This window comes from Caballeronia sp. LZ019 (assembly GCF_031450825.1).
Classification (GTDB): domain Bacteria; phylum Pseudomonadota; class Gammaproteobacteria; order Burkholderiales; family Burkholderiaceae; genus Caballeronia.
Genome location: NZ_JARTVZ010000005.1, coordinates 2884285 through 2899488, shown reverse-complemented (window position 1 = coordinate 2899488; position 15204 = coordinate 2884285). Strand labels below are relative to the sequence as shown.

Below are 15204 nucleotides of genomic sequence, written 5' to 3'. Positions count from 1 at the left end.
CATGACGACGCTCGCCAAAGTCCGCGTGCAGGAAGCCGATTTCGACCTGAGCGCCGAAGTCGCCGCGCTGCGCGCCGAGAACCCGAAGGTCGGCGCGGTGGCGTGCTTCATCGGCACGGTGCGTGACCTGAACGAAGGCAGCACCGTCGAGACGATGGAGCTCGAGCACTATCCCGGCATGACCGAAAAATCGCTGGAAGCGATCGCCGATCAGGCGCGCGAGCGGTGGCCGGGCTCGGACGTGCTGATCGTGCATCGCGTGGGAAAGCTGAAGCCGCTCGATCAGATCGTCCTCGTCGCGACGACGGCGATGCATCGCGCGGAAGCGTTCGAATCGTGCGCCTTCGTGATGGACTATCTGAAGACGCAGGCGCCGTTCTGGAAGAAAGAGAAGACCGAACGCGGCGAGCGCTGGGTCGACGCCCGCAAATCCGACGACGCCGCGCTCACGCGCTGGACGACGCCGGAAAAGTGATCGCTAGCCCCCGTCAACGGACTTGCCGACGAACTTCGCGGGAAACGGCTCGCCGGCCGGCCGCTCCGGAAACCGTGGCTCGTCGTTGCCGCCGGTGCGCTGGCGCTTGAGCGCCGCAAGTAGTTCCTCCTGCTCGGCGGGAATCTTGTAGTCCCAGCCGAACTTGCTCAACTGCAGGCTCTGCGCGATGCGCAACGCCGGTTCCATGAACTGCACCGCGGCGGCCGGCTCGTAGCGCGCCTCGACGGTGTTCAGAAACAGCGACAGCCAGCGCGCGAAGTGACGCGGCTCGATGCCTTCCAGTGGCCGATGCGCCTCCTGCACATTCCCGCGATACTGCTTCGAGCCGAGCACGAGGCTCGACCAGAAGGTCGTCATCTTCGCGAGATGCTCGTCCCATCGGCCGGTGAGTTCGCGGGCGAAGACGGGGCCGAGCAGGGGATCGTCGTCCACGCGGCGGTAAAACGCTTCGACCAGCGCGCGCACGTTGGCTTCGTTCGGTTCGCGCTCGCGCGTGGCGGCGGCGCTTCGGTGTTCTTGAATCATGGCGGGAAATCAGTCGGACAGACGTAGATAGCTTTTCCTGACGACACGCATTCAAGTGACGCGGAATGCGTGTCTCATGCAGGCTGTGCCCGGATATTAGACCTTGCAACGCCCGCGTGCGCTGATCGTCCCCTCGCATCGCACGGACTTATTGCCGCGCCCGGCATTCCACTCATCCCACGACATCATGCGACTGACCGACTGCATCGATAATGCGTTGTGCGTCCTGTTTTACCTGTCGGTGCGGCCGTCCGGCCTCTCGACGATTCGCGAAATGGCCGACGCTTACGGCATTTCCGGGGACCCTCTGACGAAGGTCGTTCAGCAACCCGGAGACCCGGGACCGGTCGAGACGGTGCGCGGGCGGCGCGGCGCTCTGCGGCTATTTCGGTCGTGAACCGGGCAACGCTGATCGTCGCGATTGCGTCGTTCAGCCGGGTCTGCCGCTTGCGCGGCGCGCTCGCCGCTGCCCGCGACGCCGTCTCGGTCGATGCGACACCCCGAGCGCGTCTTCGCGCTGTAGCGCGAACGGTCGCACGCTTGTCGCGCCCGAGACTCAAAAAATGCGCTCGCTGAGCGAAACCATGCTTGAAAGCGGCCAAAACCGCCTCATTTTGGTCGTATTCAGAATTGGAGCTTTCCAAAAATGAGAATCGACAAACTCACAACCAAGTTTCAGGAAGCACTCTCCGACGCGCAAAGCCTGGCTGTCGGCAACGACAACCAATACATCGAGCCGGTGCATCTGCTGTCCGCGCTGATCGCGCAGCGCGACGGCTCCGCGCGCTCGCTGCTGTCGCATGCGGGCGTGCAGGTTCAGGCGCTGCAGGCGGCGGTGAACGAAGCGATCGGCCGTCTGCCGCAAGTGCAGGGCACCGATGGCAACGTGCAGGTGAGCCGCGATCTGGCGGGCCTGCTCAACAACGCGGACAAGGAAGCGCAAAAGCTCAACGACACGTACATCGCAAGCGAAATGTTCCTGCTGGCGGTGGCCGATGACAAGGGCGAGGCGGGCCGCATCGCGAAGCAGCACGGGCTCACGCGCCGTGCGCTGGAAGCGGCGATCAACGCGGTGCGCGGCGGCGCGCAGGTCAACAGCCAGGATGCCGAAAGCCAGCGCGAGGCGCTGAAGAAGTACACCGTCGATCTGACCGAACGCGCCCGCGCCGGCAAGCTCGATCCGGTGATCGGCCGCGACGACGAAATCCGCCGCTCGATCCAGATCCTGCAGCGCCGCACGAAGAACAATCCGGTGCTGATCGGCGAGCCGGGTGTCGGCAAGACGGCAATCGTCGAAGGTCTCGCGCAGCGCATCGTCAACGGGGAAGTGCCGGAGACGCTCAAGGGCAAGCGCGTGCTCTCGCTCGACATGGCGGCGCTGCTCGCGGGCGCGAAGTATCGCGGCGAGTTCGAGGAACGCCTGAAGGCCGTGCTGAACGATATCGCGAAGGACGAAGGGCAGACCATCGTCTTCATCGATGAAATCCACACGATGGTCGGCGCCGGCAAGGCCGAGGGTGCAATGGACGCGGGCAACATGCTGAAGCCGGCGCTTTCGCGCGGCGAGCTGCATTGCATCGGCGCGACGACGCTCGACGAATACCGCAAGTACATCGAAAAGGACGCGGCGCTCGAGCGTCGTTTCCAGAAGGTGCTGGTGGATGAACCGTCGGTCGAGGCGACCATCGCGATCCTGCGCGGCCTGCAGGAGAAGTACGAGCTGCACCACGGCGTCGAGATCACCGATCCGGCGATCGTCGCGGCGGCGGAACTGTCGCATCGCTATATCACCGACCGCTTTTTGCCGGACAAGGCCATCGATCTGATCGACGAAGCCGCGTCGCGCATCAAGATGGAAATCGATTCGAAGCCCGAAGAGATGGACAAGCTGGACCGCCGTCTCATCCAGTTGAAGATCGAGCGCGAGGCCGTGAAGAAGGAAAAGGACGAGGCATCGCAGAAGCGGCTGCAACTCATCGAAGAGGAAATCGAGCGGCTCAACCGCGAGTATTCCGATCTCGAGGAAATCTGGACCGCCGAAAAGGCCGCGGTGCAGGGCAGCGCGCAACTGAAAGAAGAGATCGAGAAAGTGCGGGCCGATATCGCCCGTTTGCAGCGCGAGGGCAAGCTCGAGAAGGTCGCCGAGTTGCAGTACGGCAAGCTGCCTGAACTGGAGGCGCGGCTCAGGCAGGTCACGCAGGCGGAATCGCAGGAACAGAACAACCCGACGCGTCCGCGTCTCTTGCGCACGCAGGTGGGCGCTGAGGAAATCGCCGAAGTCGTGTCGCGCTCCACGGGCATCCCCGTCTCGCGCATGATGCAGGGCGAGCGCGAGAAGCTGCTGCAGATCGAAGGCAAGCTGCATGAGCGCGTCGTCGGCCAGGATGAAGCGATCGGCGCGGTAGCCGACGCGATCCGCCGTTCACGCGCGGGCCTGTCCGATCCGAATCGTCCGTATGGTTCCTTCCTGTTCCTCGGGCCGACGGGCGTGGGCAAGACGGAGCTGTGCAAGGCGCTCGCGGCGTTCCTGTTCGATTCGGAGGAGCATCTCATCCGCATCGACATGAGCGAGTTCATGGAGAAGCACAGCGTCGCGCGGCTGATCGGCGCGCCGCCGGGATACGTCGGTTATGAGGAGGGCGGCTATCTCACGGAAGCGGTGCGTCGCAAGCCGTATAGCGTGATTCTGCTCGATGAGATCGAGAAGGCGCATCCGGATGTGTTCAACGTGCTGCTGCAAGTGCTGGACGATGGCCGCATGACGGACGGACAGGGCCGCACCGTCGACTTCAAGAACACGGTGATCGTGATGACGTCGAACCTCGGGTCGCATGTGATTCAGGGCATGGTCGACGAGCCGCACGACAAGGTGAAGGACGCGGTCTGGGAAGAAGTGAAACTGCATTTCCGGCCGGAGTTCCTGAACCGTATCGATGATGTCGTCGTGTTCCATTCGCTCGATCGGGCCAATATCGAGTCGATCGCCAAGATTCAGCTGCAGCGCTTGCATGACCGGCTGGCCAAGCTGGATATGCAACTCGACGTGTCCGATACAGCGCTGGAGCAGATCGGCAAGGTCGGTTACGACCCGGTGTTCGGTGCGCGGCCGCTGAAGCGGGCGATTCAGCAGGAGATCGAGAATCCGGTCGCCAAGCTCATTCTCGCGGGGCGTTTTGGGCCGAAGGATGTCATTCCTGTCGATGTGCGCGAAGGCGAGTTCGTGTTCGATCGGGTGGTGCATTAAGGTGGATGCCGGTTTCTCGGTTCGGTAAAGAACCGGCTTCAGAAGGCAACGGAGCAATCCGTTGCCTTTTTTGCTTTCGTTGTCGATTGACCGGGAGGACGATCCTCATGCCGCCGCATGACGCCTGTCGTTCCAGATGATGACTTCCTGCTGCAGGTCAGGTCCGTAGCCGACCTCGCCGGGCGCGTATGGCGCGGTGAAAGAAACTTGCCTCTCGATCAGCGGGGATTCGTCGAAAACAAGCGCGCAGGTCGGGTAGATATAGACGATCGTAAGCCTTTGAATCGCTTGTTCGGTAAGCGCTTTGTCGAACCTTTGACGCATGACCGTCATGAGTTCGGCGCCGAACGGATTGAAGAAGAATGCGACGATGTCCTTCGAAGGAAAGGGCATGGTGGTCGCATCATCGACGAACGCGCGCATCGGCGTGCGATCAGGGAATCGGCGCGCGACGATCGCCGCATTGCGGTTCGCGGTATCGACGAGCGGCGCCGCAATGTCGTAGCCGAACACGGCATCGAAGGGAAATTCGGTGGCGACGATCATCGGCCGGCCCTTGCCGCAGCCAATGTCGATGAACGTGCGACCCGTCACGTCGCCGAGTTGCTGCAGCACATGCCGGACGATGCTCGGCTGGCATCCCATATACGGCAAATTGCCGGCCTCCGGACCATTGGTTCCCGTAGCCGATTCGGGCGGATAAATGCCGCCGGTATCGGTGCCGAGCATGCGGTCGATCGGATGCGTTCGATAACACCCGCTGTAGACCGCCCGCAAAACCGGCACGCGCTTGCCATACTTGCGGATAGCCGAAACGAAAAGAAGAGATTGGACCGAATCGGGTAGCCTCGCGACCGCGCCGATCAACGACCATTTGACTCGCCGCTTGATTTCCGCCTTCAGGGTTGCGTTCATAACCAATGTATTCTCCACGTCGAGTAGAAGAGAACGATCGTATGCTCGGGTGAACGAAATGAACGCCGCGACGTCAGGCGTAAAGGTGCGGTTCAAGAAAGCGATTTCATACAGCATGTGTCAAGCGAAACTAAAGAAGAAGAGTATCTTCCCGTAGTGCAGCGGTGCGATGGCGGGTTCCATGCATCGGCGTTTTCATCCGCTGAAAGAAATTCAGCTAGTCTTTAATTACATCGTTATCCGAATAATCTTATCGCTCTGCAATTGTTTGCCGTTTTGCGCTTGCGATCGCTTTAGCCAAACTGGCGAAGAGCAAAAAACAAAACCCCGCACGGCGCTAACCGTGCGGGGTTTGGTCAATGCAGACGATTCGCGCTTAACCTTGCTTCGATTGTCCGAACAGGCCGGCGAGCCCGCCAAGCGACCCGAGCACGCCCGTCAGATCCAGTTTTCCCTCTGGCGGCACTTCGCCATTCGGCGTCGCCCGGTCGACGATATGCGGCAGCACCGCCGCGAGCAATCCGGAAAGCTGGTCGCCTGACACACCCGCCTTCTGCGACAGCGCGCCGATATTCTCCGACCCCAGCACGTTCGTCAGCAGCCCCGGACTAATGGACTTGTTCTCCCCGGTCCTGATCCACGACGAGACGATATCGCCCGCGCCGTTATCGTGGAAACGCTGGATCAGCCCCATGATGCCGCCGGGCTGGCTGTTGACGAATTCAAGCGCTGCCGCGATCAGCGCGGCCTGGCCGCCGCCGCTCTGGCCGCCTTGTTGCGACGAATTGCCGAGGGAAGAGGCAAGGATATCGAGTAGGCTCATTTCTATCTCACTACAAAAAGTTTTGGGGTAACGTTGCGCATCAAAGGCTGCTGGCGGCAGCATCGCTCGCCGCCTTGTCTTTCTTGCGCTGCGATCGGGACGTTTTCGCGTCGCTCGTCGCCGCCGGTGCGGATGCGCCGGCAGTCGCCGCGCTCGACTTCTTCTTGCCGGAGGCAGCCGATGCGCCCGATGCCGGCGTCAGGGCCGGCGTGCGTTCGTTCGTCGCGGCGGGCGATGTCGCCGCCGTCGCGGCCGTCAACGACCTGACCGTCGAATTCGGCGCCGCGCCACCCTGCGACGCGGTCGGCGCGGGCTTCGAAGGCTTGCCGGTCGGCGGCAGCGACGAACCGCCGATGGTCAGTCCGCGTTCCTCCAGCTTCGCCACCGATTTCGCGCCCAGACCCTTCACGCGGTTCGCGAGATCGTCCGCGTCCTTGTAAGGTCCGTTCTTGGTGCGTTCGTCGATGATCGCCTTCGATTTTACCGGCCCGAGGCCTTTGACCGATTCGAGCGCGGCCTCATCGGCGGTATTGACATCGACGGTGGCGAAGGCGGCGCCGATGGACAGCATGAACGCAACGCACAGCATCAACAGCTTCTTGAGCATGACGACACTCCGGACAAATGAATTTGGACAGTGGATCGGAAACGCTCCGCACGTGCCGCTGAACGCACCGGCAGGGCGACGCCGTCAAGCATAGGACAAATTCCGCCCCGGGCGTTGACCGGGGCATTTTGCATGAGTCCGCAAGATGCGCCGCGTCTGCGCACAATCTTTAACGTCGCAGACGTGAGAAGCGTGCCGCGCAGCAATGGATGGCTGCGAAACTTTGGTTATGCCAATATCCCCGCGCGACAGGCAGCTTATTTCGATGCCGGCGCGGCCGTTTTCGCGAACGCGCCGCGCACTTCGAAGCCGACCTTGTCGACCGTTTCACCGCGTGCATCGACGAGTTCGAGCACGTGCCGTCCGGGCCACGGCAGCCAGGCGGCGCGGGCATCGTGACCGAACGGCTTGCCGTCGAGCCGCCACGTGAGCCGCCCGCCGCCGGCGCGTTCGAACCACACGCGCTGGCGTGCGGGCGGAATGTCGGGATCGAGCGCGAAGATGGTGCCGTCGGTCGGTGCGCCGATCTTTGCCGCTTGGGCATCGGGGCGCGCGTTGCGCTTCGCTGTCGTGGCCGATGACGCCGCCGCCGTCGCCGTCAGCCCGACACGGTCCATCTGCGTGCCGCGCAGGAACCATTCTTCGCGCGGCGGCTCGATGTCGTCCTGATACGCGACGCGCGTCTTCGCCACGCCCAGCGGCGCATCGGGCGCGCGGCTTCCCGCCCGCCGATGCAGATAGTCGACCAGCGCATGCCACGCGGGCGCCGCGCCCGTCACGCCGGAGACATCCCACATCGGCGCGCCGTCGGCATTGCCGACCCAGACGCCCACTGTATAGCGCGGCGTGAATCCGACCGTCCAGTTGTCGCGCATGTCCTTGCTGGTGCCGGTCTTGACGGCGCTGAACGTGCGCGTGGCGAGCACGCTGTCGAAGCCGAACGTGCGGGTGCGCGCGTTGTTGTCGGCGAGAATGTCGGTGACGATGAAACTCGCGTCCGCGCTGAAGACGCGCGTTCCGGCAGGCGCGGCCGGATGATCCGCCAGATCGAAAACGGGCCGCGCGATGCCCCCGTTCGCCAGCGCGCGATATGCGTTCGTGAGCGACGCGAGTGTCACGTCGGCACTGCCGAGCGCGAGGCTGAAGCCATAGTAATCGCCCGATTGCGACAGCGGCAGCCCGAGCGCGACGAGCGTTTTCGCGAAGCGATGCGGCGTCACCAGCACGAGCGCGCGCACGGCGGGCACGTTCAGCGACGAGCCGAGCGCCGTGCGCACGCTCACCCAGCCCTTGAAGTCGTGGTCGTAGTTCTGCGGGATGTAGAGGCCGCCGCCCGTTGCGAGATCGAGCGGGGCGTCGTCGAGCAGCGTGGCGGCGGTAAGCCGCTTCTCGTCGATCGCCTGCGCATACAGGAAAGGCTTGAGCGTCGAGCCGGGCTGACGTTGGGCGACGACGGCGTCGACTTTGGGTGCATTCGACAAGCCGCCCGCCGATCCGACCCACGCGAGCACGTCGCCGGAAGCATTGTCGATGACGACCGCCGCCGCATCGTGCACATTGCGCGGATGCGCGCGTGCGTTGAGTTCGGCGAGCGTGCGGGCAAGCGTGTCGCGGGTGAAGCGCTGCAGCCGCGCATCGAGTGTCGAACGCACGCGTGCGCCGGCCGCCGGATGCACTTCATTCGCGATGCGCCGGGCAAAATGCGGGGCGAGGGCATCGTCGCTGCGCGCGTAAGACGGGGCCGACGCTGTGCGCGTCAGCGTCAGTTGCACATAGCTGTCGAGGTTGACACACGGATCGGGAGTGTTCTTCTTGCCGTCTCCGTGCAAGGTCTGCATGTCGCGCAGGATGATGCACGCGCGCGCGGCAACCTTCGCGTAGGGCGCATTCGGTGCGCGCACGAGCGAGGCGGCAAGCGCTGCTTCGCGCTCGTCGAGGCCGGAGGGCGTCTTGTCGAAAAGCGTCTGCGACAGCGCCGACAGTCCGATGATCTCGCCGCGAAACGGCACGAGGTTCACATACGCTTCAAGGATCTGATCCTTGCGCCACGTACGCTCGAGCCACAGCGCGCTGACGGTTTGCTGCGCCTTCTCCGCGAAAGAGCGCCGCCCGGACGGCTTCCTGCCCTCATCGCCGATGAGGCCGGTCAGCTGCATCGTCACGGTGGATGCGCCGCGCGTCCGCGTGTTCCACATGTTGCCCCACGCGGCGGCGGCGGCCCCGCGCCAGTCGACGCCCGCATGCTCGTAGAACCGTTTGTCCTCCGAAACGACGATCGCTTCCCGCAGCGCCGGCGACACGTCCGCGAGCGCCACCCAGTCGCCGCGCCGCGCGCTCTTGTCGATGCGCGTGCGCTGCAGCGTTTCGCCGTCGCGGTCGAGCAGCAGCCAGTCGGAACTGCGCCAGTTCGCGCGCACGTCGTCGAACCCCGGCGCAGCGTAAGCGGCCGCGCAAAGCGCCATCGCGACGACGAAACAGGCGGCGCGTTTCACGATGTCACTTTGCCGCGAGCGGTTTGACGACCATCGGCGCATTCGGCAGCGCACCGAACGTCGACGGGGCGTACAGCGCCTCCACGCGCGTGGGCGGCAGGCCGAACGTGCCGGCGTTGTTGAGGCGCATCGTGTATTCGACGTGCAGCGAGCCCTTCGGCAGATAGTCGTAATACGCGCGACAGCCGTCGAAACTGCGCTCGATGAACGCCGCCCACGCGCCTGCGTCCGGCTTCTCGCCGCGCGTCGCCGCTTCGGAATCGCGGCCGAGTCCCGAGCCGAGAATCGTCGCGCCGGCGGGGATCGGATCGTTGACGACGACCCAGGTCATGTCGCTCTGCGCGTCGATGTCGAGACTCACGCGCACGATGTCGCCGCGCGACAACATCCCTTTGACGGCGGGTTCGATCGGCGTCACGGTCTTCGTGATGCGATAGCCGGCCGCCAACGGCGCTTTCAACGCGACCGCGGCGAGACTCTCGATGGTCGCCCACGGCTTGCCCGTGCCGTCCTGCGTCAAGGTCAGCGAGCCCGTGGACCACGGCAGCATCGTGCTGCGCATGCTGGCTGCCTTCGTGACCGGCATGGCCGATGCCATCGACGCCATCGCGGCGGGCGCGGCGGCGTCCCAGTTCACGTCACGCGCCGACGAGCCGAGCGCGATCTTCGTGCTGCCCGTGACCGGCGTGCTCTCGAAGAGGCGCGAGAAGCGGCCGACCGCAAGCGATCCCCACAGGTTGGCGGTGGTCGTCTGCCACGCGCCGTGCTGCTGCATCGCGAGCAGGCCCGCGACCAGACGCGGCATCTCGTCCTTCCAGCCGGGCGCATCGGCGAAAAGCAGCGCGGTGCGCGCGGCGTTCGTCTCGACGCCGGTCATGAGCCACCAGAGGTCGTCGTCGCGCTCGGTGGAGAAGGTGAGGCGGGTGCCCTGATACGTCAGCCGCGCGCGGATGATCTGCTCGGCCTGCGCACGCTTCTCGTCGCGATTCGGAACGCCGTCGACGCGCGACACGATTGCGTAATAGTCGAGCACCGCCGATGTCGGCCACTGATTGGGCGCGACCGTGATCGAGCCCAGCATGCGCGGCTGCGCAAGGCCGTAGCGCGCGAGCGCCTCGATGGCCGCGAGCTTTTCGAAGTCGAGATCGTCGCGGGGCGCCCAGAACTTTCGTTGGAGCTTGCCTTCGACGAAGTTCGCGAGGCCCGCCGTGAGACGGTCGCGCAGATCGGCAGACAGCGCGAAGCGGCGATCCAGCTTCGCAGCTTCGTCCGTGACCGCGAGCAGATACGCAGTCAGCGTCGGGCTGCCGCTTGCGCGCTGATCGTCGGACGGCGGGAAGTAGTTCGCGAGGCCGTCGCGGTCCAGATACGCGGGCATGCGCGTGAGCACGCCTTGCCATTGCGCGGCGTCCATCAGGCCGAGCGCGCGCGATGTCTGCTGTTCCAGGCAGTTGTACGGATAACGCTCGAACCAGCGGCGCACGCCCGGCAAGCCATCCGCGAGCTTCGGCTGCAGCGATACCGCGATGCCACCGCGCACCGCGCCATCGGCGGACTTCGCGGCATCGGCGGGCGGCGCGACGGGCAGCGCGAGCGTGCCGTCCACCTGCGCGATGGTCGCCTGCTGCACCGTCACCGGAACCGCCGCGACGACGCGCTGCGTGACTTGCACGGCGTCGGTGGCGCGGCCTGTCCCTTGCTCGCTGGCGCTCACAGTCCACGCGAGGCTCGCCGAAGCGTTCGTGCCGAGCACGTCCGGCGTGCTCACCTCCCAGGCCACTTCCTGCGACGATCCCGCCGCGAGTTCGATGTTGCGCGCATCCAGCGCGAGTGAACCCGCATGCGGCGCGACCACGACGCGCATCGTCCGGGCGGCCGCGTTGCGCAGCGTGAACTGCGCACGGAACGCATCGCCGACGCGCACGAGCGGCGGCAGTCCCGAAATGAGCTGCAAGTCCTGCGACGTCTGAACCGACGCACTGCCCGTGCCGAAACGGCCCGCGCCGACTGCCGCGATGGCGACGATCCGAAAGCGCGTAAGCGCATCGTTCAGCGGGACATCGACGGATGCTTCGCCGTTCGCGTCGAGCGTCACGCGCGGATTCCACAGGAGCAGGGTATCGAAGAGCTCGCGCGTCGCGCCATGTCCGCCGCCGCCGCCCGCGGGCACGGCCTTGCGTCCGAAGTGACGCCGCCCGACGATCTCCATCTGCGCGGTTGCCGTTTCGACGCCATATGCGCGCCGCTGCAGCATCGCGTCGAGCACGTTCCAGCTTTGGTTCGGCATGAGTTCGAGCAGGGCTTCATCGACGGCGGCGACGGCGATCTGCGTGCCGGCCGGCGCGGGCTTCCCACCGGGCAGGGCGACCTTGACCTTCACATGGGCCGTCGCGCGCACGGAATACGACTTCGCGTCCGGGCTCACGCTGACCGCGAGCTTGTGCGACGCCGTGCCGACTTTGATCGATGCAACTCCGTAACGGAACGCGGGCTTCGACAGATCGACGAGCGGCGTCGGCGCCTGATACTGGCGTCCTTCGTACCAGAACGCGCGCGCCCATTCGACCGGCGCCTTCCAGCCCCACGTGAAGAAGGAGTACCACGGCACTTCGCGCACGCGTCCGCGAAGCGCGAGCACGGACACGTAGACGTTCGGCCCCCAGGCCTCCTGCACCTTGAAGTCGATGGTCGGGTCTTTGCCGTTCAGTTCGACGACCCGCGTCTCCACGATCCCTTCGCGCTCCACCGCGACGAGCGCCGTCGCCGCGCGGAACGGCATGCGCACCTGGAAGCGCGCGGTTTCGCCCGGCTCGTAGCTGGTCTTCTCCGGCAACACGTCGATGCGGTCCGTGTTCTCGCCGCCGAACCACAGTTCGTCCTCGCGCGTGACCCAGACCGACGTGCTCGCGTTGGCTTCGCGGCCGTCGCCGTCTTTCGCAACGGCGATCAGATCGACGTTGCCGGCCTGTTTCAGTTTCGCGTCGCAGGAGAGCAGGCCGTGATCGTCGCTCTTGCCGCTGCAGAGCGTGCCGAGGTTGCTCGTCTCGCTGTGGTTGCCGTAAGCGTAGAAGCCGCCGACCATGCGCTTGCGCGAACTCGACATCACGCGGGCAACGCCCCTGATTTCGATCGATACCCCCGCGCGCGGCTTGCCTTGCAGGTCGAGTGCGAGCGCCTGGACCGGCACCGTATCGCCGACCGATACCCAATGCCCGGCCTTCACGCCGACGGCGACAGCGGCGGGCCAGAGCGTCGCGTCGCCGCTGATCGTCTGAACCTCGCCGTTCGGGTCGGCGAAGGTGGCTTCGAGCGCGAGACGCTTCGGCGAATCGACGGCGGGCAGCGGCATCACGGTGAGCTTGCCCGCGCCATCGCGATCAAGCGTCACGCGCACCTTGTCGGCGACGAGCTTCGTCGTCGAATCGCCTGCCTGATCTTCGCCGCCATCGCCTTCCTGATCCTCGGCGGGCGCGCTTGCGCCATCGTCCACCGGCTTGCGATACGGCGAGAAGCCGAACCCTTCGAATTGCGAAGCGAACGGCGGATACGTATCGCGCACGAGCGCCGATACTTGCACCGGCAGATTCGACGCCGGCCCGCCCTGTACATATTCGACGCGCACGGAAACCGGCGCTTCCTTCGCGGCGACGAGTCCGGGCGAATTGTTGTCGCCGGCCGAAATCGAGCCCTTGAAGACCGGCAGCCGGAACTCTTCGACGCGGAAGCTGCCCGTTTCATACGACTGACCGACCGGGCCGCCGCCGTCGTCGTCTGCGTTCCTGGCGCTCGAGGCGCCGTCATCTAGCGATACGCTGTACTCGCCGAGCTTCGCCGCTGCGGGCACAGTAAAAGCAGAGTCGGCGCTGTGGTCCGCGGCCCACGCGAGCGGCAGATGCCACGTTTGTCCGCTGCCGATATGGCGGATGGTCACGCGCGTCGGATACTTCTTCGCGAATGCGAAGCCGCCGAGCGTCTCGACGCGCAGCAGATGCTTCATCGACACCGTTTCGCCCGCGCGCAGCAGCGTGCGGTCGAAAATGGTGTGGGCGCGCTCGGTGCGCGTCGCGCTCATGTCCGTCGGCACATTGAAACGCCACGATTCGATGCCGCGATTCCAGTCCGATTGCACGAAAGCCATGTCGGGACCGGTGACGGGATCGTTCACGCGTGCGGATACGAAGAAGCCGTCGTAGGAGAAGCTCGCGTCATTGCACTTGCGCGCCGCCGGGAGCGGCTTGCCGATTCTCGCGATGCCCTGGGCATCGGTGGTGGCGGTGGCGATCTGATCGCCGTTGCAGTCGGTCACGCGCACTTGCGCGTTCGCCACAGGCTTGCCCTTGTCGAGCGTCGTCACCCAGACGACGCTGTTCTCACGCCCTTGCTTGAAATGCACGCCAAGGTTCGTGACGAGCACCGAGGTGCGGACGTACATCGCCTGTTGCTTGCTGAGGAGCGATGCGCCGAGCGCCGGCGACGCCAGTTCGACCACGTAGAACCCGGGCTTCGCGAACGGAATGCCGACGACTTCGAACGGCCGCAGCGCCTTCGGATCGGCGGCGGGCAGCGTCAGCGTTTCGACGCCCGCGCGTTGGGTCAGAAGCGAGAGCGAGCGAATGTCGATGGCCGGATCGTTGCCGACGGAGCCATCCTGATTGCGCACGATGACCGGCGCAATGCCGTTGCGCAGCGCCTCCGGCATGCGCGCCTCGACGCCCGAGCGCGACATCGTCATGCCGTTGAATTCGTCGACCCTGCGCATCCATCGGCGAATGTCGCTATCGGCGTCCAGCTTCAATTTCGCGATCTTCGACGTACCCGCATTCAGCCCCTGCACGTGCAGATCCGCTTCGACGTGACGCAGCGTGACCGGCAGCATCGCGGGCATGTCCGGCTCGGCGAACCGTTCGATGATGCCGAACGCACCCGACGAGAACTTGGCGAGCGGCGGCATGCCGGCGGTGGCCGTCTTCAGCGGGAAGAAGTCCGCATTGGCGAGCGCACGTCCGCTCACATCCTTCAGGTTCGACGGCGCTTCGATCGTCAGCGTCGCGCGTTCGGGCAGCGGCGCGGCGAATTCGACGGTAGTTACTTCGGCATCCTTGTCGTCCGGATTGGAGTACTGCGCGGCGGCGCCTTTCGGCCCGCGCAACACGAATTTCGCGGCGTCCGCGCGGCTGATCGGCGCGGTGAACGTGAGCCGCAGCGGACTCAGTGGCGTGCAGGGCGCGTTCGCGTTCTCGCGCTCGCACGTGAAGGCGGCCTTGAACGATTCGCGCACTCTGTAGTCGAAGCGCTCCTCGACGTCGTTCGGGATGCCGCTCGGGCCAGTGACGCCTTGCCCGAAAACGAGCTGCATCTTCGACGCCGACGGCAATCTCTGCTGACACGCGAGCGTCAGCACGCGGTCGCTTTCCTTCTGATAGCCGAAGTGTTCGAGGAGTGCTTTGCGCGTCGCGTCATCGGACATGCGCACAGGGATGCGGTTGCCGAGCGCGCTCGATTCGCACCAGACGTGATCGAGCACGGACGCTTGCGTGGCCGGCCCGTTCAGGCGCAACACGAAGACCTGATCTTCTTCGATATCGCCGTAATTCGGCTGGATGCGCGTGACGAACGGACCGCCGGTCTGGAACGTGAAGTGACTCGGGCCTGCGAGCGCGTTGCCCGCGGCGGACTTGATGCCCGCCTTGAGATCGACCGCGCAGCGCACGCCGGGCGGAAGATCGCTGTTGAAGTCGAAGGCCCACGTCTTCTCGTCGATCCAGCGCGCGCTGCCGGCCGTGGCCGCAGCCGGCGCGCCGTCACACGCGAGTTTCCCCGGTGGCGCGGCAGCGGGGCTGCCGAACGCGGTCATTGCTTCGTCGAACTTGACAACGACCTGCCTCACCTGGGCGACCTTGCCTTGCGGCGACACGCTGACGGCGCGCGCGGCATCGGCCCGATGGTTCGTCACGCTGAAGGTCAGCGCGGCGAGTACGGTGGTTGCGGCCAGGATCCATTTTTGTTTGCTGATAACGCGGCTCATCCACTCGCTCCGAGTGTTCCTCGACGCGCGATTTTACTGGAGGCCTACGCCGTTCTTTCCGTCCGGGTGCAAGCGTT

The 15204-nt window shown here is 65.2% G+C and carries 9 protein-coding genes; 3 read left to right on the top strand and 6 right to left on the bottom strand.

Annotated elements, in window-relative coordinates; genetic code table 11:
• Nucleotide 1: 1 nt before the first annotated feature.
• Nucleotides 2-475 (top strand): molybdopterin synthase catalytic subunit MoaE, encoded by a 474-nt coding sequence (gene moaE / locus P9255_RS27050; RefSeq protein WP_309790721.1) that lies wholly within the window; start codon nt 2-4, stop codon nt 473-475.
• A 3-nt stretch (nt 476-478) separates the two neighbouring features.
• Here moaE and P9255_RS27045 read toward each other — a convergent pair whose 3' ends face one another.
• Nucleotides 479-1021: a group III truncated hemoglobin gene (locus P9255_RS27045; protein WP_309790720.1), complete on the bottom strand. Its 543-nt coding sequence runs from the start codon at nt 1019-1021 to the stop codon at nt 479-481.
• 187 nt (nt 1022-1208) lie between these two features.
• On the opposite strand from P9255_RS27045, the gene P9255_RS27040 reads away from it, so the two are divergent.
• Together P9255_RS27040 and clpB are read left to right on the top strand one after the other, a co-directional pair.
• Nucleotides 1209-1418, top strand: coding sequence for an Rrf2 family transcriptional regulator (locus P9255_RS27040; protein WP_309790719.1), 210 nt, complete (start codon nt 1209-1211; stop codon nt 1416-1418).
• 249 nt (nt 1419-1667) lie between these two features.
• On the top strand, nt 1668-4265 hold the full coding sequence (gene clpB, locus P9255_RS27035) for an ATP-dependent chaperone ClpB (protein WP_309790718.1): 2598 nt from the start codon (nt 1668-1670) through the stop codon (nt 4263-4265).
• Nucleotides 4266-4370: 105 nt separating this feature from the next.
• Here the strand turns inward: clpB and P9255_RS27030 are convergent, their stop codons facing one another.
• The 5 genes from P9255_RS27030 to P9255_RS27010 all read right to left on the bottom strand — a co-directional run bounded on the left by P9255_RS27030 (nt 4371) and on the right by P9255_RS27010 (nt 15127).
• Nucleotides 4371-5180, bottom strand: a complete 810-nt coding sequence (locus tag P9255_RS27030; protein WP_309790717.1) for a class I SAM-dependent methyltransferase — start codon at nt 5178-5180, stop codon at nt 4371-4373.
• A gap of 376 nt (nt 5181-5556) precedes the next feature.
• Entirely contained in the window at nt 5557-6003 is a 447-nt protein-coding gene (locus tag P9255_RS27025; RefSeq protein ID WP_309790809.1) for a YidB family protein, read from the bottom strand.
• Between the two features lie 40 nt (nt 6004-6043).
• Nucleotides 6044-6610, bottom strand: coding sequence for a helix-hairpin-helix domain-containing protein (locus P9255_RS27020; protein ID WP_309790716.1), 567 nt, complete (start codon nt 6608-6610; stop codon nt 6044-6046).
• A gap of 257 nt (nt 6611-6867) precedes the next feature.
• Nucleotides 6868-9144, bottom strand: coding sequence for a penicillin-binding protein 1C (gene pbpC, locus P9255_RS27015; RefSeq protein ID WP_404980430.1), 2277 nt, complete (start codon nt 9142-9144; stop codon nt 6868-6870).
• Nucleotides 9107-15127 (bottom strand): MG2 domain-containing protein, encoded by a 6021-nt coding sequence (locus tag P9255_RS27010; RefSeq protein ID WP_309790715.1) that lies wholly within the window; start codon nt 15125-15127, stop codon nt 9107-9109. The genes pbpC and P9255_RS27010 overlap by 38 nt, the downstream gene beginning before the upstream one ends.
• Nucleotides 15128-15204 lie beyond the last annotated feature (77 nt).

Excerpts from the sequence above, each read along its gene's own strand:
- P9255_RS27040 (WP_309790719.1), top strand. The coding sequence starts at position 1,209 with ATGCGACTGACCGACTGCATCGATAATGCGTTGTGCGTCCTGTTTTAC.
- P9255_RS27010 (WP_309790715.1), bottom strand. The coding sequence starts at position 15,127 with ATGAGCCGCGTTATCAGCAAACAAAAATGGATCCTGGCCGCAACCACC.
- clpB (WP_309790718.1), top strand. The coding sequence starts at position 1,668 with ATGAGAATCGACAAACTCACAACCAAGTTTCAGGAAGCACTCTCCGAC.
- P9255_RS27045 (WP_309790720.1), bottom strand. The coding sequence starts at position 1,021 with ATGATTCAAGAACACCGAAGCGCCGCCGCCACGCGCGAGCGCGAACCG.
- moaE (WP_309790721.1), top strand. The coding sequence starts at position 2 with ATGACGACGCTCGCCAAAGTCCGCGTGCAGGAAGCCGATTTCGACCTG.
- P9255_RS27025 (WP_309790809.1), bottom strand. The coding sequence starts at position 6,003 with ATGAGCCTACTCGATATCCTTGCCTCTTCCCTCGGCAATTCGTCGCAA.
- pbpC (WP_404980430.1), bottom strand. The coding sequence starts at position 9,144 with ATGCGCCGATGGTCGTCAAACCGCTCGCGGCAAAGTGACATCGTGAAA.
- P9255_RS27030 (WP_309790717.1), bottom strand. The coding sequence starts at position 5,180 with ATGAACGCAACCCTGAAGGCGGAAATCAAGCGGCGAGTCAAATGGTCG.
- P9255_RS27020 (WP_309790716.1), bottom strand. The coding sequence starts at position 6,610 with ATGCTCAAGAAGCTGTTGATGCTGTGCGTTGCGTTCATGCTGTCCATC.